General features: G+C 66.5%; 17 protein-coding genes. 4 read left to right on the top strand and 13 right to left on the bottom strand.

Going from position 1 to position 17,901, the window contains the following annotated elements; translation table 11 throughout:
- Window positions 1-6 precede the first annotated feature (6 nt).
- The 8 genes from N5C18_RS11695 to N5C18_RS11660 all read right to left on the bottom strand — a co-directional run bounded on the left by N5C18_RS11695 (window position 7) and on the right by N5C18_RS11660 (window position 9,646).
- Window positions 7-1,758, bottom strand: a complete 1,752-nt coding sequence (locus tag N5C18_RS11695) for an amino acid ABC transporter permease/ATP-binding protein (protein WP_279944657.1) — start codon at window positions 1,756-1,758, stop codon at window positions 7-9.
- A complete protein-coding gene (locus tag N5C18_RS11690) occupies window positions 1,755-2,306 on the bottom strand; it encodes a GNAT family N-acetyltransferase (RefSeq protein ID WP_279944656.1) in 552 nt (183 codons plus the stop codon). The genes N5C18_RS11695 and N5C18_RS11690 overlap by 4 nt, the downstream gene beginning before the upstream one ends.
- Window positions 2,303-3,523 (bottom strand): M20 family metallopeptidase, encoded by a 1,221-nt coding sequence (locus tag N5C18_RS11685; RefSeq protein ID WP_279944654.1) that lies wholly within the window; start codon window positions 3,521-3,523, stop codon window positions 2,303-2,305. The genes N5C18_RS11690 and N5C18_RS11685 overlap by 4 nt, the downstream gene beginning before the upstream one ends.
- A gap of 4 nt (window positions 3,524-3,527) precedes the next feature.
- A complete protein-coding gene (locus tag N5C18_RS11680) occupies window positions 3,528-4,871 on the bottom strand; it encodes an LLM class flavin-dependent oxidoreductase (protein ID WP_279944653.1) in 1,344 nt (447 codons plus the stop codon).
- An 18-nt stretch (window positions 4,872-4,889) separates the two neighbouring features.
- Window positions 4,890-5,867: an LLM class flavin-dependent oxidoreductase gene (locus N5C18_RS11675; RefSeq protein WP_279944652.1), complete on the bottom strand. Its 978-nt coding sequence runs from the start codon at window positions 5,865-5,867 to the stop codon at window positions 4,890-4,892.
- A gap of 14 nt (window positions 5,868-5,881) precedes the next feature.
- Window positions 5,882-6,244 (bottom strand): DUF3088 family protein, encoded by a 363-nt coding sequence (locus N5C18_RS11670; RefSeq protein ID WP_008268044.1) that lies wholly within the window; start codon window positions 6,242-6,244, stop codon window positions 5,882-5,884.
- A 156-nt stretch (window positions 6,245-6,400) separates the two neighbouring features.
- Entirely contained in the window at window positions 6,401-6,982 is a 582-nt protein-coding gene (gene msuE / locus N5C18_RS11665; RefSeq protein ID WP_279944651.1) for an FMN reductase, read from the bottom strand.
- 87 nt (window positions 6,983-7,069) lie between these two features.
- Complete coding sequence (locus N5C18_RS11660) at window positions 7,070-9,646, bottom strand: TonB-dependent receptor (RefSeq protein ID WP_279944650.1); 2,577 nt, start codon at window positions 9,644-9,646, stop codon at window positions 7,070-7,072.
- A gap of 225 nt (window positions 9,647-9,871) precedes the next feature.
- Between N5C18_RS11660 and ftrA the strand changes: the two genes are divergently transcribed.
- Both ftrA and N5C18_RS11650 read left to right on the top strand, forming a co-directional pair.
- Entirely contained in the window at window positions 9,872-10,873 is a 1,002-nt protein-coding gene (ftrA, locus tag N5C18_RS11655; RefSeq protein WP_279944648.1) for a transcriptional regulator FtrA, read from the top strand.
- Between the two features lie 79 nt (window positions 10,874-10,952).
- Window positions 10,953-12,197 (top strand): hypothetical protein, encoded by a 1,245-nt coding sequence (locus tag N5C18_RS11650; RefSeq protein WP_279944647.1) that lies wholly within the window; start codon window positions 10,953-10,955, stop codon window positions 12,195-12,197.
- 18 nt (window positions 12,198-12,215) lie between these two features.
- Here the strand turns inward: N5C18_RS11650 and N5C18_RS11645 are convergent, their stop codons facing one another.
- From N5C18_RS11645 to N5C18_RS11630, 4 genes are all read right to left on the bottom strand, one after another.
- Window positions 12,216-12,716, bottom strand: coding sequence for a hypothetical protein (locus tag N5C18_RS11645; protein ID WP_279944646.1), 501 nt, complete (start codon window positions 12,714-12,716; stop codon window positions 12,216-12,218).
- A 95-nt stretch (window positions 12,717-12,811) separates the two neighbouring features.
- Window positions 12,812-13,399, bottom strand: a complete 588-nt coding sequence (locus N5C18_RS11640) for a TetR/AcrR family transcriptional regulator (protein WP_008265334.1) — start codon at window positions 13,397-13,399, stop codon at window positions 12,812-12,814.
- 104 nt (window positions 13,400-13,503) lie between these two features.
- Window positions 13,504-13,788 carry an AraC family transcriptional regulator gene (locus N5C18_RS11635; RefSeq protein ID WP_279944645.1) on the bottom strand — a complete coding sequence of 95 codons (285 nt, stop codon included), beginning with the start codon at window positions 13,786-13,788 and terminating at the stop codon, window positions 13,504-13,506.
- Window positions 13,766-14,455, bottom strand: a complete 690-nt coding sequence (locus N5C18_RS11630; RefSeq protein WP_279944644.1) for an AraC family transcriptional regulator — start codon at window positions 14,453-14,455, stop codon at window positions 13,766-13,768. Before N5C18_RS11630 ends, N5C18_RS11635 begins: the two co-directional genes overlap by 23 nt.
- A 108-nt stretch (window positions 14,456-14,563) precedes the next feature.
- Between N5C18_RS11630 and N5C18_RS11625 the strand changes: the two genes are divergently transcribed.
- Window positions 14,564-15,403 carry an oxidoreductase gene (locus N5C18_RS11625; RefSeq protein WP_279944643.1) on the top strand — a complete coding sequence of 280 codons (840 nt, stop codon included), beginning with the start codon at window positions 14,564-14,566 and terminating at the stop codon, window positions 15,401-15,403.
- A 48-nt stretch (window positions 15,404-15,451) separates the two neighbouring features.
- On the opposite strand, the gene N5C18_RS11620 is transcribed toward N5C18_RS11625, so the two are convergent.
- On the bottom strand, window positions 15,452-17,221 hold the full coding sequence (locus tag N5C18_RS11620; RefSeq protein ID WP_279944642.1) for an oleate hydratase: 1,770 nt from the start codon (window positions 17,219-17,221) through the stop codon (window positions 15,452-15,454).
- Window positions 17,222-17,437: 216 nt separating this feature from the next.
- Between N5C18_RS11620 and N5C18_RS11615 the strand changes: the two genes are divergently transcribed.
- Window positions 17,438-17,893, top strand: a complete 456-nt coding sequence (locus N5C18_RS11615) for an SRPBCC domain-containing protein (protein WP_279944641.1) — start codon at window positions 17,438-17,440, stop codon at window positions 17,891-17,893.
- The last annotated feature ends 8 nt before the right edge of the window (window positions 17,894-17,901 follow it).

Here is a 17,901-nt window from a genome sequence, read left to right as displayed (position 1 = left end):
TCAGGGTTACGGAGTCTTGGCCAGGAAATCGGCGGTGCGTTGCTGGCGCGGGCGCTGGAACAGAACCTCGGGCGTGCCCTGCTCGATCACCCGCCCCTGGTCCATCATCACCACGTGGTCGGCCACGCGACGGGCGAAGCTCAACTCATGGGTCACGATCACCAGCGTGGTGCCGGAGCGGGCCAGTTCCTCGATCACGCTGAGCACTTCGGCCACCAGTTCCGGGTCCAGCGCCGAGGTCGGCTCGTCGAACAGCAGCACTTTCGGTTGCAGGGCCAGCGCGCGGGCAATCGCCACGCGCTGCTGCTGGCCGCCCGACAGTTGGCGCGGGAAGGCATCGGCCTTGTCGGCCAGGCCCACCCGCTCCAGCAGCGTGCGCGCCTGCTGCTCGGCCTGCGCGCGCGACACGCCGCGCACGGCGATGGGCGCCTCGATGATGTTCTCCAGCGCGGTCAGGTGCGGGAACAGGTTGAAGCCCTGGAACACCATGCCCACCTCGGCGCGGCGACGGCGGATCTCGCGCTCCGGCAGCTCGTACAGGGTGTCACCGTCACGGCGGTAGCCGATCAGCTGGCCGCCGACGGTCACGTAGCCGCTGTCGGCGCGTTCCAGGTGGTTGATCAGCCGCAGCAGCGTGGACTTGCCGGCGCCGGACGGGCCAATCAGCACGGTAACGCTGCCGGCGCGCAGGTCCAGGTTCACGTCCTCCAGCACCGGCTGGTCGCCGAATACCTTGCCGACGCCATGCAGCGACACCGCCGCGCCCTCGCCCGCTTCAACCTGCGCGGCGATGCGCGGGCGATTGACCACGCGCGGTGCAGCCTCATCTGTGGCGCGCGCCGGCGACGAGACACGCGATACCGAGCGCTCGCGCTGCAGTTGGCCGCGCGCAAAGCGCTGCTCCACCCGTCGCTGCAGCAGCGACAGCACTGTCAGGATCACCAGGTACCAGACCGTGGCCACCATCAGCAACGGCACCACTTCCAGGTTGCGCCGGTAGATCACCTGCACGGTGTAGAACAGCTCCGGCAGCGCCAGCACGTAGACCACCGAGGTGCTCTTGGCCAGGCCGATCACATCGTTGAACGCCGCCGGCAGGATCGAGCGCATCGCCTGCGGCAGGATGATGCGGCGCACTTGGCGGCCACGCGGCAGGCCAAGTGCGGCTGCCGCCTCGTACTGGCCATGGTCCACCGACAGGATGCCACCGCGGATCACTTCGGCCGAGAATGCGGCCTGGTTCAACGTAAGGCCCAGCACCGCCGCCGTGAACACACCGATCAGCTGGGTGGTCGGGTACGAGAACAGGCTGATGCCGGTGAACGGCACACCCAGTTCGATGGTGCTGTACAGGTAGCCCAGGTTGTTCAGCAGCAACAACAGCACCAGCAGCGGGATCGAGCGGAACAGCCAGACGTAGCCCCACGACACCGCCGACAGCAGTGGCGAGCCGGAGACGCGCGCCAGCGCAAGCAGGGTGCCCAGCGCGAAGCCCAGGCCGGTACCCAGTGCAGTCAGCAGCAGCGTGCGGCCCAAGCCTTCCAGCACCGGGCGCGCGAAGAACCACTCGGCGAACGTACCCCAGCCCCAGCGCGGATTGCCCAGCACCGATTGCAGCGCGATCAGGATCAGCGCCAACGCCAGCACGGTGCCGAACACCTGCAACGGATGCCGGGCCGGCACGATCTTCAGCGCGGGTTCCGGCGCCTGTGAAGGGCGTGCGGCGATTCCATCCAGTGCAGTCGACGGCGTACTCATGCGTGGGCTCCGTGCAGCACAGCTTGCGTCTGCGCGACCCGCGACGCAGGCGCCTGAAGATATTTCTCGAACGGCAGGTGCGCGATGGTTTCCGGATCCGCCTGCAGGTCGAACAGCGCGGTGTAGCCGTGGCTGAGGTACAGCCCGACCGCTTCGGGCTGGCGGAAGCCGGTGGTCAGGAACACCCGCCGATAGCCCTGGCGCGCGGCCTGGTCTTCAAGTTCCTGCAGCACGCGCCGCGCGATGCCCTGGCGGCGCAATCCCGGCAGCGTCCAGATCCGCTTGAACTCGGCGGTCTCCGGATCACGGTGCGGCATGAAGGCACCCCCGGAGATCGCAACGCCGTCGCGCAGCAACAGTACGAACGCGCCTACCGGTGAGGCGAATGCCTGCGCCGGGTAGCGCTGCAGCTCCTCGCGGGCACTGCCACCGATGCGTCGGCGAACATCCGCATAGCGGCTGTCGTACTCCTGTTCCAGGCCATCGAACAGGGGCCGCGCCAGCGGATCATCCACCGAGGTATAGAAGAAGCGTTCGTTGCTGCTCATGCCACGTCCTTCACCAGGTAGTCTTCGGCCAGCCGTGCCCACAGGCTGGCGGCCGGCGCGATGGCGGCGTCGTTGAACACATAGCGCGGGCTGTGCAGCGGTGCGCTGTCGCCGTTGCCGACAAACACGAAACTGCCGGGCCGTGCCTGCAGCAGGAAGGCGAAGTCCTCGCTGGCCGTGCGCGGCGCGAAGCCGGGCACCACCTGTTCGGCGCCGAAGCCCGCTTCCGCCACGCCACGGATATAGGCGGTCTGCTGCGGATGGTTGATCACGCTGGGGAAGCCACGCGGGAACGCAATCTCGGCCCGCGCACCGAAGGCGGCGGCGGTCTGCTCGGCAATCTCGATGGTCCGGCGGCGCAGGGTGTCGCGCACCTCGGGCAGATAGGCGCGTACGGTCAACGTCAGTTCGACCACGTCCGGAATCACATTGGCGGCCTGCCCGCCATGGATCGAGCCGACCGTGACCACGCCCATCTGCCGTGGATCGACATTGCGCGACACCACGCTCTGCAGCGTGGTGATGATGTGCGCCGCCACCAGGATCGGATCGACACTGCCCTGCGGCTCGGCACCATGGCCGCCCTTGCCGATCACCTTCAGCCGCGCCCAGTCCACCGATGCCATCGCCGGACCGTCGACGAAGCCGAAGTGGCCCACGGGTACGCCCGGCCAGTTGTGCAGCCCATAGATTGCATCCACCGGGAAGCGCTCGAACAGGCCGTCGGCAATCATCTTCGACGCGCCCGAGCCGGTTTCCTCGGCCGGCTGGAATACCAGCTGCAGGGTGCCGTCGATACGGCCATGGTGAGCCAGGTAATGCGCGGCCGACAGCAGGATGGCGGTGTGGCCATCGTGGCCGCAGGCATGCATCAGGCCGTCGGTCTGGCTGGCATAGGCCAGTCCGGAATCCTCGTGGATCGGCAGTGCATCGATGTCGGCGCGCAGGCCGAGGCGACGGCTGCCCTGCCCGCGCTGCAGCGTGCCGACCACGCCGGTGCCGCCCAGGCCGGTGGTGACCTCATAGCCCCACTGCTGCAGCAGCTCGGCTACGCGGGCACTGGTGCGGTGTTCCTCGAAGGCCAGCTCCGGGTGCCGGTGCAGGTCGTGGCGGATCGCGATGGCCGCGTCGGCGCGTGCTGCGATTTCGGGCAGCACACCGCTCGACGTGGGTGTCCGCCGGACCTGGTCCGGCACTGCCGCGGTTTCTCCACTCATCGCCCTACCCCGCCTTCCGCGCCGGTTCGGCGTCGGTCGCATGGCGGCTGGCCTTGTATGGCAGGCCCAGATGTTCACGCAGGGTCTGCCCCTGCAGCTCGTGCTGGTGATAGCCGCGCGCCTGCAGGATCGGCAGCACCTGGGTCACGAAATCGTCCAGGCCTTCGCGTTGTGCAGCGAAACCGAGAATGAAGCCGTCACTGGCACCGGCATCGAACCAGCGGATCAATTCATCGGCCACATGCTCCGGCGTGCCGATGAAGTTTGGCCGCGGGCTCACGGCTTCCAATGCCACCTGGCGCAGGCTCAGGCCCTTTTCGCGCGCGTCCTGCTTGATGCGGTCGGTGGTGGAACGGAACGAGTTGCTGCCGATCCCGCCCAACTCCGGGAACGGCGCATCCGGGTCGTACTGGCTGAAATCATGGTGGTCGAAGAAGCGGCCGAGATAGGCCAGTGCATCTTCAAGAGTCGCCAGTGCGGCAATCGCCTGGTACTTGGCTTCGGCCTCCTCGGCAGTACGGCCGACGATCGGGCCGATACCCGGGAAGATCTTCACGTCATTGCCGCTGCGGCCATGCGCGATCGCCGAATTTTTCACCTTCTGGGTGAATGCACGGGTTTCTTCCAGCGACGGCGAATGGGTGAACACCGCATCGGCATACTTGCCGGCCAGCGCGATGCCATCATCGGACGAGCCAGCCTGGAAGATCACCGGCTGGCCCTGCGGCGAACGCTGGATGTTGAGCGGCCCTTCCACCTGGAAAAAGCGGCCCTTGTGGTCGAGCCGACGGAACGTGTCCGGCGCGAAGAACGTGCCAGTGTCGCGCTCGCGCACGAAGGCACCGTCATCCCACGAATCCCACAGCCCCTGCACCACCTCCAGGTACTCGTCGGCAATCTGGTAGCGCAGCGCATGTTCGGGGTGTGGCCGCCCGTAGTTGCGCCCCGAACCTTCCAGCGGCGAGGTCACCACATTCCAGCCGGCGCGACCGCCGCTGAGCAGGTCCAGCGAAGCAAACTGGCGCGCCACGGTGAACGGATCGCTGTAGGAGGTCGACAGTGTGCCGGCAAGCCCGATCTTGTTCGTTGCCGTCGCCAGCGCCGACAGCAGCGAGATCGGCTCGAAGCGGTTGAGGAAGTGCGGGATCGACTTCTCGTTGATGTACAGCCCGTCGGCGACGAAGCCGAAGGCGATGCCGTTGTCCTCGGCGGTACGCGCGATGTCGATGTAGAACTGCAGGTTGACGCTGGCGTCGGCCGGATTGGACGGATGCTTCCAGGCATGCATGTGGCTGCCGGGGCCCTGCAGCATGATGCCGAACGGAATGTGGCGCGGGGTCGTGCTCATGGGAATCGCTCCTGCAGGTCAGGCTACCGCCGCGCGTGGCGCGGGCGACAGCAGCTCAAGGGATGTCAGGCGTGCGTCGAGGTCGGCCACCGGCGCGTCGAGGATGAACTCGCCCACGCCGAAACGCCGATGCAGCGCGTCCAGTTCGTCTCGCACATGCTGCGCATCGCCGGACAGCACGCTCGGGCGTGTTTCTTCGATGCGGAAGTCGGCCACGCCTACCTGGCGCGCGTACTCAGCTGCGGCTTCCGGACTGGGCAGATTCACCGTCTGCCCGGGACCGAGGTGCAGCTTGTAGACCCGTAGCGCACCGATATGGCGCGCGGCAGCCTCGGTGGTCGGCGCAGCGAAAGCCACCGTGGCCAGCAGCGGTGGTTGCGTCGACGCACTTCGGTAAGCCTCAAAGGCCGCCTCGATATGCTTTGGATCACCGTCGAAGTGCGCGGCGTAGACAAAACGCCACCCGAGTTCGGCCGCCTGCTTCGCACTCTGCGGGCTGGCCCCCAGCAGGAAGCGTTCCGGTGCCTGCTGCGGAAGGGGCCGGGCCAGTGCTTCGCCCTCGGCGCCAGACAGATAGCCTTCCAGGTCGCGCAGCTGCTGGTCGAAATCTGCAAAGCCCGGTCGTCCTGCCGCCAGTGCGGCAGTCGACGCGGGCAACCCGCCGGGTGCCTTGCCCACGCCCAGATCCACCCGCCCCGGCGCCAGCGCCGCCAGCAGGTTGAAGTTCTCCGCCACCTTGTAAGGTGCGTAGTGGCGCAGCATCACGCCGCCACTGCCGATGCGGATGCGCCGGGTCTGCGCCAGTACCCACGCCGCCAGCACTTCCGGTGCAGGGCTGGCCAGCGTGGGTGCGGCGTGGTGCTCGGCAAACCAGTAGCGGTGGTAACCCAGCTGCTCGGCGCGCTGCGCCAGCTGCAGGCTGTGGCGCAGCGCCTGCTCGGGTGACGCACCTTCGGCCACCGGGCTCTTGTCCAACACGCTGATCAGGTAGCTCATCGTCGCGTCCTCGCTCAGGGGTGGGCCACGGGAATGCCAAGCAACCCGTTCAGCGCGGCCAGGATCGGTTCGGCACCGGAGATGTACTGGCGATCCTGGTGCGCACCGCTGGCAAGCTCACTGCGTACGCCCTGCGGCAGCACCAGCTTCGGCAACGACTGATCCTGTTCACCGATCTCGGCGATCACCTCGCGGCGCGGCCGCGCGAAGCCAATGCGTCGCACATCCAGCTGTGCATCGAGACCATCGATGCTCGACAGCGCTCCCTCCAGCAACAGGCTGTGCCGGCAGAAGAAGCGCTGCCCGGGAAGCTGCCCGTCCTCGAACTCACGATCGAGCAGGAACAGGATGGGTTTGTCAGTTGCGTGCAGACTCACGGAGTCGTCCTCATCAGGGCCGGCAATGCAATGCCGATTCGATTTCGATGCTAGAGAAGCCAGCGCCGGCAACAGCGATGCCAGGCGACAATCGGCGGTCAGATCCGGCCATGCAGATGCGCCTTGGCCATAAGCAAAGCGCCGCCGGTTATGGCGTCAGGCAATGCGCCGAAGCGGCACCGGCAGCACGCGAGCCTGCGCGGCCAGATGCCCGACCGCACGCTCGGCCGCCAGCGCGATCCGGGCCTGCAAGGCAGCGTTGTGGATGCGCTCGCCGTCGAAGTCGGCCGGCGTGGCATACACCCCGATCGGCAACGTGTGCGCCTGCAGGAAACTGAACAACGGCCGTAGCTGGTGGTCGATCACCAGTGCATGGCGCTCGCTGCCACCGGTTGCCGCCAGTAGTACCGGCGTATCCACCAATGCCTCCAGTTCGATGAAATCCACCAGGTGCTTGAACAGGCCGGGATAAGAGCCGCGATACACCGGCGCGGCCACCACCAGCAGTTCGGCACCCTCGATCGCCTGCAGTGCCTGCTCCACTTCCGGCTGCGCCTCGGCGCGCGACAGCGACTGCCCCAACGAACGCGCGATCGGCGCCAGCTCCACCAGCTCCACGTTGGCATGCACCCGCTGCTGCAGCGATTCCAACAGGTGCCGAACCAGCAGCAACGTGCGCGATGTCGCGGAACTGGTCGGCGAACCGACGAATGCAACCACCTTCAATGCAGAAGACATGAACTGCTCCCATGTAGAGCCGAGCCCTGCTCGACTGCTTTCGCCCTTGTAGAGTCGAGCCATGCTCGACTGCCCTTGGCCTGAACCTCAGAACCGGTAATTGACCCGCCCGTACCAGTACGCGCCAACATTGCCCAGCACATCGCCGCTATCCCACGTGGTCTCGATGCTGGCAACATCGGTGGCGCTGCGCGCGTACTCGGGCACCTTGCGGGTGCGCTTGTCGAACACATTGTTGATGCCCAGTGCCGCACTCCAGCCCGCACCCAGCTCCACAGCACCGGACAGGTTGGTCACCAGCACGGGTGGCTGCTTGTACTCCACGCCGTTGTTCAGGCGCTTGATCGGGCCGTAGTAGGTGAAGTCCACGTTCGAGCGCCAACGCCCGTTCTGCCAGCCCAGCCCTGCCACCTGCGTGTAGCTGGGCGTGCGGAAGCGCAGCGCGTACTCGCTGGACTTTGTCAGCAGGTTGATGTTCGGCAGACCCTGCAGTGCCGCCGGAATGTCGCTGACCTTCTGGATGGTGGTACGGCCGACGTTGGCCGCGTAGCTCCAGCGCAGCTTGCCCCACGCAGTTTCCTGGTTCGCTTCCAGGGTCAGCTCGACGCCGCGCGTGCGGGTGTTGCCCACGTTGGTGAAGTAACTGGCGTAGAACGCATCACCGGGCAGGATGCTGATGCCGGCCGAACCCAGCAGCGCATCGATGGTGTTCTTCTGCGCCGCGCTCAGCACCGTGCCACTGTTGTCGGTCACCCGCGCCGGGTCCTGCGCGTTGTATCCGATCTGGCTGGACTGGCCGAGCTGGCCGCGGATGTCGATCTGGTATGCATCCACCGCCAGATGGAACGCCGGGCTCGGGTCCCAGGTCACGCCCAGGCTGTAGTTGGTGGCCTTCTCCGGCTGCAGCGGCGTTGCGCCCAGCGCGATCGCCGCCGGCGAGGACACCTGCGCCACCAGCGTGGTGCCGCAGGGGCAGCTGCCGGTGGCCTGGTAGAACTGCGCGCCCAGGCTGGGGGCATGGAAGCCGTTGCTGACCGTCGCGCGCAGGCCCAGTGCATCGGTGAAATCAAAGCGCGTGGTCAGGCGCCCGGTCGAGACACTGCCGAAATCCGAATGGTCTTCCCAGCGCGCGGCCGCGTCCAGGTACCAGCGCGAGGTGATGTTGGTCGCCGCGCCCACATACATCGCCTTGCTGTTGCGCGTGGCCTTCGCTGCATCCGCAGTGGAATAGCCGACGAACGCGGCGGCACCGAAGCCGGTATACGACTCCCACTGCCCAGCCCCACGCTCGTACTGCTCGTGCTGGTACTCGACGCCCGCACTCACTTCCAGCGGCGATGCGAACGCCGCCACCTCGAAGCCACGGCGCAGATCCAGGTTGGCGATGCCCTGCTGGTAGTCCAGCTTGCCGTCATAGAAATCGGTGGGCGAGCCCGGGTACGGCAGTGAGTAGTTCACCGAGTTGCGTGTGTAGGTGCGCACGGTGCTGCGGTTGCCGGTCAGGCTGGCGTCGTAGTCCCAGCCCGCGAGCTGGCCTTTCACGCCGGCCGTACCGGTGTACTGCTTCTCCTTGGTTTCCAGCACCGGCAGGAAGCCGTCCGGAAACACGCTCAGCACGCCTGGTGCCTTGTACGTGGTGAAGATGGTCGCGGGCAGACGGAAATTCTGGATCGCCTGCGCGGTGCGGTCGCTGGCGGTCGCGTTGGCATAGAACTGCGCGCTTTCACCCAGGCCATGACCCACATTCACGGCGAAGGCCTTCAACGCATACGACGGCGAACTGAGGATGGTGTTGGCCTCGGCATTGCGGCTGGCCTCGGCCGGGTTCGGCGAGGCTCCCGCCGGCAGCCGGTTGTTGGGGCGCAGCGCCACCAGGTTGCCGTTCGCGTCTACCGCCGGGTAGCTCAGGTAGCCATCGATGTAACGGCGGGTACGGATTGCATGGTGCTGGCGCGTGCTCTCACCGGACAGGTTGACGAAGCCATCGGCGCCCCACGGCAGGCCGACGTTGGCACGCACGCTGGTACGCGAGCCATCGCCATCGATGCTCTGCCCGCTTTCCACCGACAGATCGCCACCGTGCGCCTGCGATTTCAGGATCACGTTGACCACACCGGTGATCGCGTCCGAGCCATAGATCGCCGAGGCGCCGTCGCGCAGCACTTCCACATGGTCGATGGCAGCAACCGGAATCAGCGCCAGATCGGCCCAGGCGTGCCCGGGAAAACCACCACCATTGGCCCCGCTCACATAGGCGCTGGCATTGCGGCGCTTGCCATTCACCAGCACCAGCGTGTAGCCCGGCGACAGGTTGCGCAGCTGGTAGCCGCGGATCAGGCTCTCCTGATCGCTCTGGTAGCCACCGATCTGGCTCAGCGACGGCAGCGCACGCTGCAGCGCTTCCAGCAGGTTGCCCTGGCCGGTGGCGGTGAGGTCTTCGGCGGAGATCACATCGATCGGCGTGGAGCTGTTTTTCACCGTGCGCGTGCTGGTACGCGAACCAGTCACCACAACGGCATCCAGCGTGGACGCGGCCACATTGGCGGCCGCTGCGGTGGTGGCGGGCTCGGCATCGGCTTCAGCGGCATGGCTGGGCGATGCCGCCAGGGCCGCGGCGATCAGGACAGCAAGCGTGCTCAGTACGGGGGTGTGGGCGGCAGGCATGGGGGCTCGTGGGGGATGGGCCGGAAACACGCTTCCATTCAAGAGCGTGTTCATCCGCCACGACAGGCGTGATCGCGTCACCCAGCCGTAACATCCGGCCACCCACATGACCGCTGGTCATGACGTTAGGCGGCAACGCGGTCTGCAGCGCTACATGCCCCACAGGCATCACCTCATGCCCGCGCACCACGCAGCGCCACGCACCGCCGCCCGTAGCATCAAGCCATGCCCACCCTGTCCGCCGATCCCAACGCACCGCTGGTCGCCATCGTCGCCTGCCATGGCCAGGGGCTGTTCGAGTTCGGCTGCGCGGTCGGCCTGTTCGCACCGGTGCGGCCGGAACTGGGCGTGGCCTGGTACCGCACCCAGCTGTGCGCAGGCGAACCCGGCGCACTACGCATGCTCGGCAACACCCAGGTGCAGCTGCCCTACGATCTGGGCAGCGTCGATGACGCCGACATCATCGTCATCCCCGGTTGGCGCGAACCCAGCGAGCGCCCGCCACAGGCACTGCTCGATGCGCTCAACCGCGCCCACGCACGCGGCGCACGCATCGCCTCGATCTGCTCCGGTGCGTTCGTGCTGGCCTGGGCCGGCCTGCTCGATGGCCGCCAGGCCACCACCCACTGGCGCCTCACCGAAGCGCTTGCACGCGACTTCCCCCGCGTCGATGTACGCGAGGATGTGCTGTACGTGGATGCGGGCAGCATCATTACTTCGGCCGGCTCGGCCACGGGCATGGACATGATGCTGCACATGGTGCGCAAGGATTACGGCGCGCGCGTGGCCAACCTGGTAGCCGAACGGCTGGTGCTGGCGCCGTGGCGCGATGCCGGGCGCAGCCAGCGGGTCAGCCGCGCGATTCCCAATGGTGAGCCCAGCCGCCTGGCGAAGCTGATGGAATGGATGCGCCGCAACCTGCGCGAGCCGCACTCGCTCGGCAGCCTCGCCGAGCAGGCCGCGCTCAGCCAGCGCACCCTGCAACGACAGTTCCTGGACGCCACCGGCCTGTCACCCATCGACTGGTTGATCCGCGAGCGCGTGGCCTTCGCCCGCGAGTTGCTGGAAACCACCGACCGGCCGCTGCAATGGATCGCCGAGCACGCAGGATTCGGTTCGCAGGAATCCTTCCGGCGACACTTCCGCAGCCAGGTCGATGCCAGCCCCACCGAGTACCGCAGCCAGCATCGCAGCGGCATCGGTGCGGATCGCCTGGTGGGCTGCTGAGCGCCCTCTGTCCCGACTTTCCACGCCGTCATCATCGCTGCAAGATAGGGGCACGCCCCACACTGCCGATGGAACGGTGATGAACGACAGCCCCTACAGGACCTACCGCGTCGGAATCGGCGTTTCGCTGGTGTTGGCCGCGCTCATCGCCACGCTCTCGCTCATCGCGGTGGCCACTCCCAACCTGGGCTGGGGTGTCGTGGCGCTGGCCACCATCGCACTCTGGGTCGGCTTGCCATTGCTGTTGGTGCTCGTGCTGGCCTGGCTGCGTTACATGGTGCGGCAGCGCGGGCGCGTTCCCGGCCGCGTCCATGCGTTGATGTTCGTGCCGACCGTCGCGGCCATGCTCATCATTCCCCTGTGGCAGTCCCTGCAGCACACGTGGTCCACCGTGGCAGGCGGGTCGCGTGACCCGATTGCCGAGCGGCACATCAATCTCAGCGGGCAGCCCCTGTGGCTGGACACCGCGCCGTACGCGTCCACCGGCTCCGGCACAGGCCCGGACCTGCCCATGCAAGGCGACACACCCGGGCACTTCGTGGCCTTCCACCGCTACCCCAACGCGCAGTCCGATGCAGACAGGGCCTTCCCGTATGAAGAGGGTCGCCTGAAGCGTTCCGTTGACCACTATCGCTACGCCACGCCGTCCGGGGATCGCGCCGTCACCGACGTGCCACTGGTCCGCCAGCCTTATCCGGACACCACACGCTTCAACACCGGATGGGGCCGCACAGGCACACCGGAGCTCGTACATCTCTACTACCACTACAGCGATCATGTGGAGGTCGCGCCCACGCTCGCACGCCTCAGCGGCTCCACTGCCGACGATCTGCAGCGCAGCCGCTTCGAGGGCCTGGTGCTGTTCACCATCCACAACTATGGCAGCGCGCCCATCGTGCGGATGGAAGCCAATGGCATCGCACTGGACATCGGTGACAGGGCCATCGAGAACATCCCGGTGGCGCCTGCGGATTGCACAGCCTATGGCTACCCGGCCGGCGTCGCGTTGCTGCCACTCGACCTGCCGCTGCAGGTGCGCTGGCAAACCGTCGATGCGCCGACACAGTGGCACAGCGCGCGCGTGCAGGTGCCTGCGTTCCGGCAGGCGCAGCCGTTGCCGGGCCAATCCTCGTTGCGGCGCGTTCTGCTGTACGTACTGCCCGACGGCATGCTGGCCGCCGAGCGCTATGCCGAGGTGTTCGACGGCGACACACGGCGTGGCATCAAGGCCACCGGCCTGCCGGCCAGCGCTGCCGCCTTCGCGCGGTGTGGCAGCGCTCGGGCTGGCTACGGCGATGATGCCGACGCCGTGCTGGCCGACTGATCCACAGCGCTGGCGTTCTCAGCCACGCGTACGCACAGCACGTGCATGGATCCTCCAGCACTGCGCCAGGAAGCCGAGCACAAACACCACAGCACAACCGAGCAGCGTCTGCACGATCACCGGCGCCAGCGGTGCGGCGGCAATCGGGTGCGACAGCGGTACCCGCGTCAGCGTTTCATTCACGCCCGGCACCAGCGACAGCAGGAAGCTGAAAGACAGCCCGAAGGTCGACAGGTACGGCCGCGCGCGGCCAAGGAACTGCAGTCGCCCGGCCAGCACACCGCCGAACGCGGCCAGCAACACGATCACACCGAAGGCGTGGCCCGGATTCAGCCCGCCGGTGCTGGACACGGTGAACGAGGTCGCCACCGACAGCACCAGGCCGACCAGATAGGCCTTGCCCGAATGCGTGGCCGGGTCGATGGCGCGGTGACGGATGAAGCCATACAGACCGGCAAGTACCGGAACCAGGCTCACGGCGGTGTGGATCACCCCGAGGGCGGAAAGTGCGTGTGACATGGGGAAAGCTCCTTCGGATTGAATGAACCAACTAGTAGGTAGACTCTGTGTTCAAAAGAAAGGCCCGCGAACCTCGCAGGCCTCGACAACCGGATTCAGCGGGCGGTGCTCACCCGCGCAATCGCCAGCCGCGCCAGCGTGGCAAACGTGCCGGCATCGCCGAAACCGCGCGCGGCCAGCATCGCGCCATGCACCGCCGACATGAATGCCTTGGCCTCATCGGCTGCGGAGCCCTGCAGATGCAGTTGCCCCGTCGCCGCCCCCTTCTGCAGGGTCAGCGCCAGCCAGCCGCTCAGGTCCTCGAAATGGCCGCGCACTTCCTCGGCAATCTCCGCAGGAATCATCGGCGACTCGGCTGCCAGCATCGCGCAGATGCAGAACGACGACGTGCCGCCGGCGATGCAGGCCGACCAGTAGTCCACGTAGGCATTTAGCTCCTGCAGCGGGTCGTCCAGCTGCCGGTCCAGCAGCGCCAGGCCTTCGCGGGCTTCGGCCCGGTACAGTTCGACCACCGTGCGCACCAGATCCGCCTTGCTGGGGAAATGGTGATGGATGCTGGCCTTGCTGATGTTGACCCGCGCCGACACGTCGGCATAGCTGAAACCGTTGTAGCCGCCGGCCTCCAGCAGCGAACGGGCGTGGGCCAGGATCTCCAGGGCCTTGGGCGAGAGCGACTCTTTCATATGCCGCAACCTACTAGTAGGTAGACGCTCAGTCAATACCCCATCGGTAGTGCCAGCCGCTGGCCGGCATCCCAGCAAACCAGGCCGGTCCTGTTCCGAGCCCCTCAATGCGAAGACACGTACACCGCCTCTGCCGGCCCCGGCGGCACGGCAAAACTGCGCCGCATGCGCGCCACCTCGGCCGCCGGCGGCAGCGCGAACAGGCGCTTGAACTCGCGATTGAACTGCGACGGGCTGGCGTAGCCCACCGCCAGCGACGCGGCCTCGGCCGTCATGCGCTGGCGCAGCATCAGCAACCGCGCCTGATGCAGGCGGGTCGACTTCACGTACTGCATCGGCGACGTACCGGTAATCGCGCGGAAGTGGTCATGGAAGGTCGCCACGCTCATGCCCGCCTCGGCCGCCAGCTGACCCACATCCAGGGCCGTGGCATACGCCGCATGAATGGTGCGCAGCGCCTTGCCGATGCTGCCGAAGCGCCCGCGCATAGCCAGCGCCTCGCGCATCGCGCATCGCAGCGCCCTGTGCACCGGTCAACACGCGGAAGTACAGCTCACGCACCAGCGCCGGCCCGAGCACTGCGGCTTCCAGCGGATCGGCCAACGCTTCCAGCAGGCGCAGCACCGTGGCCTGCATCGGTGCCTGCATGGGGCTGGACATCATGCTCTGTGCGGGTACCTGCCCCGCACCTGCCTGCTCGCCCAGTTCGATCAGCAGGTCCGCCGCCAGCTGCAGGTCGAGGTGCAGATAGATCGCCAGCAGCGGCGCCTGTTCCGACGCCTCGGTTTCCATCGTGAACGGCACCGGCACCGACACCGCCAGGTAGTGCTGCGCGTCGTACTGGTACACCTGCCCGCCCAGGTAGCCACGCTTCACGCCCTGGCAGACGATCACGATGCCCGGGTCATACAGCACCGGCGTGCGCGCCAGTGGGCGGTTGGAGCGCAGCAGGCGCACGCCGGGCAGCGGCGTGAGCGTGTAGCCCTCCTCCACCGCCAGGGTCTGCAGCAGGCCGACCATGCGCGCCTGCATCTGCCCTTGCTGGGAATCGACCACGGGCACGAGCACTCCAGAGGAATAGGCAAGATTGGGCGAATCCTAGGCCTGGGCAGCCACCGGTTCAAGCACTAACGTGCAAGCCCTCCCCCAACGAGCCTCATAGCCATGACCTCCTCCCGCCTCATCCTCATCACCGGCGTCAGCAGTGGTTTCGGCCGCGCCCTGGCCCAGCAGGCCCTGCAGGCCGGCCACCGCGTGGTCGGTACCGTGCGCAACGACGAAGCGCGCGTGGCATTCGAAGCGTTGGCTCCCGGCCGCGCCTTCGGTCGCCTGCTCGACGTGACCGATGCCGATGCCATCGATGCGCTCGTCGCCGATGTCGAAGCAAACGTCGGCGCCATCGACGTGCTGGTCAACAATGCCGGCTACGGCCACGAAGGCATCCTCGAAGAATCCACGTTGGCCGAATTGCGCCATCAGTTCGAAGTGAACGTGTTCGGCCCGGCCGCGCTGATCAAGGCGGTGCTGCCGCACATGCGTGCGCGTCGCCGTGGCCACATCCTCAACATCACCTCCATGGGCGGCTTCATCACCATGCCCGGCATCGCCTGGTACTGCGGCAGCAAGTTCGCGCTGGAAGGCATCAGCGAAGCGCTGGGCAAGGAAGTGGCGGCGTTCGGCATCCACGTCACCGCCGTTGCACCGGGCTCCTTCCGCACCGACTGGGCAGGCCGCTCGATGGCACGGGCACCGCGCAGCATTGAAGACTACGACGCACTGTTCGACCCCATCCGCAGCGCGCGCGAGGCCAAGAGCGGCCATCAGCTCGGCGATCCGGTGAAGGCCGCGCAGGCGATGCTGCAGATCATCAACAGCGACGCGCCACCCAGCCACCTGCTGCTGGGCAGCGACGCGTTGCAGCTGGTGCGCGCGAAGCTGGCATCGATGGCCAGCACAATCGATGCCTGGGAACAGCTGAGCCGCTCCACTGACGGCATCGCGTGAGGCGTGGAGGCAGCCGATGCGCTCACCGGCTGCCTCCCTCCCGCCTGCTCAGTCCTCCTGCACCAGCTTGAACTCGCGCAGCAGGCCACCAATCTGCGTCCTGTCCAGCTTGTTCATCAGCAGGTTGCGCAGGAAGGCCGGCCCGGGAATGTCCAGTTCCTTGCCATCGCGCAGGCGGCCGGTTGCGGCGAGCAGCGAACGCACGTCATAGGTGGAATTGAACACCTCCGGCACGCCGCGCTCGATACCCAACAGGGTGTACACCGCTTCCATCGGCGTGCGCACCGAATACTCGGTGGTGAAGATGCAGTCGCGCTGCTTCGACTCGGCGAACTGGCCGATGAAAGCGAAGTTCACCGCACCCTCCGGCACCACGTCCGGGCGATCACCGGCCTGGCGCGGCATGAAGAACGCGGTCACGTACGGCATCATCACCGGCACCGTCTTCGCACCGGTCGCAGCCAGTTCGTCGATCTCGTCCAGCGGCACGCCCAGGTGGTACAGCCACTCGCGGGTGATCTCCTCGCCGCTGCACTCCTGCATCGGTTTCTTCACGTAGTCGCCGGGAGTATCCACGAACAGCGAATACACCCACACCACGATCTGGTCCTTGGGCTGGTTCTTGAAATGCGGCTGCCGGTTCACTGTCCAGCTCATCAGCCAGCGCGAGTCGCGCACGCTCACGATGCCGCCGGTCACCACCTTGCCACTGAACGGGTCGCGATTGGCAATCTTCTGGATATAGGCGGGAATGCGCGCATCCAGCGTGGTTACCGTGGCCGATTCCCACTTGGTCTCGGGAATATGCGCACCGAACACATCCGGTCGCCCGAACGCCGCATCCTTCGCGGCGATGCGTCGCCACAGGTCCCACGCCGGTGCCGGGCCTTCATTCAAGCGCGCCGCCGTGTGGTGATCGCCATTGTCTGAATTCTCGGTCAGCGAGCCGATGGTCATGAACACCAGGTCATCCGCGCCCAGATCGACGCCATCGGCCACGCCATCGCGGGTCCAATGGATGCGCGTGGCCTGCTTGCGGCCGGCCTGCAGATCGAAATCTACATCGGTCACTTCGGTGCCGTACTGGAACACCACGCCACGGTCCTGCAGCCACTTCACCAACGGCAGCACCAGCGATTCGTACTGGTTGTACTTGGTGAACTTCAGCGCCGAGAAATCCGGCAATCCGCCGATGTGGTGGATGAAGCGATGCAGGTACAGCTTCATTTCCAGCGCCGAATGCCACTCCTCGAACGCGAACATGGTGCGCCAGTACAGCCAGAAGTTGCTGTCCAGGAAATCGCGGCCCAGCACCTCGTCGATGCGCTTGTTCTCCATCTCCTGCCGGGTGGCCAGGAACAGCGCGATGATGTCCTTCTGCGCCTGCTCGGTGAGGGTGAACAGGCCATCGGTATGCGCATCCTCGCCGCGATTGATCGTGGCCCGCTGCAGCGAATAGTTCGGGTCATCCTTGTTCAACCAGTAGAACTCGTCCAGCACACTGGCATCGTCGATCTCCAGCGACGGAATCGAGCGGAACAGGTCCCACAGGCACTCGAAGTGGTCTTCCATCTCGCGGCCGCCGCGGATCACGAAACCCTTCTCCGGCACCTTCAGTCCATCCAGCGCGCCGCCGGCAATCTGCTGCTGCTCAAGGATGGTGATGCGCTCACCGGCCATGCGGCCGTCGCGTATCAGGAACGCCGCACCGGCCAGCGACGCCAGCCCCGAACCGACGAACCACGCGCGCTTGCCATCAACACCCGCCGGCTTGCGCGGGCGCGCGAAGGCTTCGTAGTTGCCACTGCTGTAGTACATGCACTGCTCCTTCCTGGAGGGGGTAGCCCCACTGTAAACGCCGCATGCGTCAGCACCGCTTAGGAATAGTTGCGAGCGCTTGCGACCAAATGCCGCAGCAGTGCCCGGCCATGCCTGGCAAACCCTCTCCGCAAACCATGATTGACATGCAGGCATTTGCCTGCCTATAGTCCACCCCAAGGCCGGCACCTGCCCGCCCATCGCGAGGAACCTGCCATGGTGGATATCGCACACAGGGTCGGCATCAAGGCCCCCGCAAGCCAGGTGTACCAAGCCCTGGCGACCCCCGAAGGCGTCGCCGCCTGGTGGGCCGAAGACAGCCATGGCGACCGCGACGTCGGCGGCACGGTCAAGGTGCGCTTCACCAACAACGGCCAGGAAATCGGCGCCATGGAAATGAAGCTGGAACAGCTCATTCCCGGCCAGCTGGTGCTTTGGGAATTCCTCGCCGGCCCCGCCGAATGGATCGGCACCCACGCGCGCTTCGCGCTGAAACAGGAAGGCGACTACTGCATCGTCCTGTTCACCCACGAAGGCTGGAAGGAACGCGTCGAATTCACCTCCCACTGCAGCACCAAGTGGGCGGTGTTCCTGCTCAGCCTCAAGGCCCTGCTGGAAACCGGCACGGGCCACCCCAACCCGCACGACGTCAGGATCGACAACTGGAACTGAAGACGCCC

It is taken from the genome of Stenotrophomonas sp. GD03930 (genome assembly GCF_029839665.1).
GTDB lineage: Bacteria > Pseudomonadota > Gammaproteobacteria > Xanthomonadales > Xanthomonadaceae > Stenotrophomonas > Stenotrophomonas forensis.
Note: the sequence above shows the minus strand (reverse complement) of the source record. Positions and strands in the feature narration are given on the sequence as shown.

Excerpts from the sequence above, each read along its gene's own strand:
- N5C18_RS11695 (WP_279944657.1), bottom strand. The coding sequence starts at position 1,758 with ATGAGTACGCCGTCGACTGCACTGGATGGAATCGCCGCACGCCCTTCA.
- N5C18_RS11690 (WP_279944656.1), bottom strand. The coding sequence starts at position 2,306 with ATGAGCAGCAACGAACGCTTCTTCTATACCTCGGTGGATGATCCGCTG.
- N5C18_RS11685 (WP_279944654.1), bottom strand. The coding sequence starts at position 3,523 with ATGAGTGGAGAAACCGCGGCAGTGCCGGACCAGGTCCGGCGGACACCC.
- N5C18_RS11680 (WP_279944653.1), bottom strand. The coding sequence starts at position 4,871 with ATGAGCACGACCCCGCGCCACATTCCGTTCGGCATCATGCTGCAGGGC.
- N5C18_RS11675 (WP_279944652.1), bottom strand. The coding sequence starts at position 5,867 with ATGAGCTACCTGATCAGCGTGTTGGACAAGAGCCCGGTGGCCGAAGGT.
- msuE (WP_279944651.1), bottom strand. The coding sequence starts at position 6,982 with ATGTCTTCTGCATTGAAGGTGGTTGCATTCGTCGGTTCGCCGACCAGT.
- N5C18_RS11660 (WP_279944650.1), bottom strand. The coding sequence starts at position 9,646 with ATGCCTGCCGCCCACACCCCCGTACTGAGCACGCTTGCTGTCCTGATC.
- ftrA (WP_279944648.1), top strand. The coding sequence starts at position 9,872 with ATGCCCACCCTGTCCGCCGATCCCAACGCACCGCTGGTCGCCATCGTC.
- N5C18_RS11650 (WP_279944647.1), top strand. The coding sequence starts at position 10,953 with ATGAACGACAGCCCCTACAGGACCTACCGCGTCGGAATCGGCGTTTCG.
- N5C18_RS11645 (WP_279944646.1), bottom strand. The coding sequence starts at position 12,716 with ATGTCACACGCACTTTCCGCCCTCGGGGTGATCCACACCGCCGTGAGC.
- N5C18_RS11640 (WP_008265334.1), bottom strand. The coding sequence starts at position 13,399 with ATGAAAGAGTCGCTCTCGCCCAAGGCCCTGGAGATCCTGGCCCACGCC.
- N5C18_RS11635 (WP_279944645.1), bottom strand. The coding sequence starts at position 13,788 with ATGAGCGTGGCGACCTTCCATGACCACTTCCGCGCGATTACCGGTACG.
- N5C18_RS11625 (WP_279944643.1), top strand. The coding sequence starts at position 14,564 with ATGACCTCCTCCCGCCTCATCCTCATCACCGGCGTCAGCAGTGGTTTC.
- N5C18_RS11620 (WP_279944642.1), bottom strand. The coding sequence starts at position 17,221 with ATGTACTACAGCAGTGGCAACTACGAAGCCTTCGCGCGCCCGCGCAAG.
- N5C18_RS11615 (WP_279944641.1), top strand. The coding sequence starts at position 17,438 with ATGGTGGATATCGCACACAGGGTCGGCATCAAGGCCCCCGCAAGCCAG.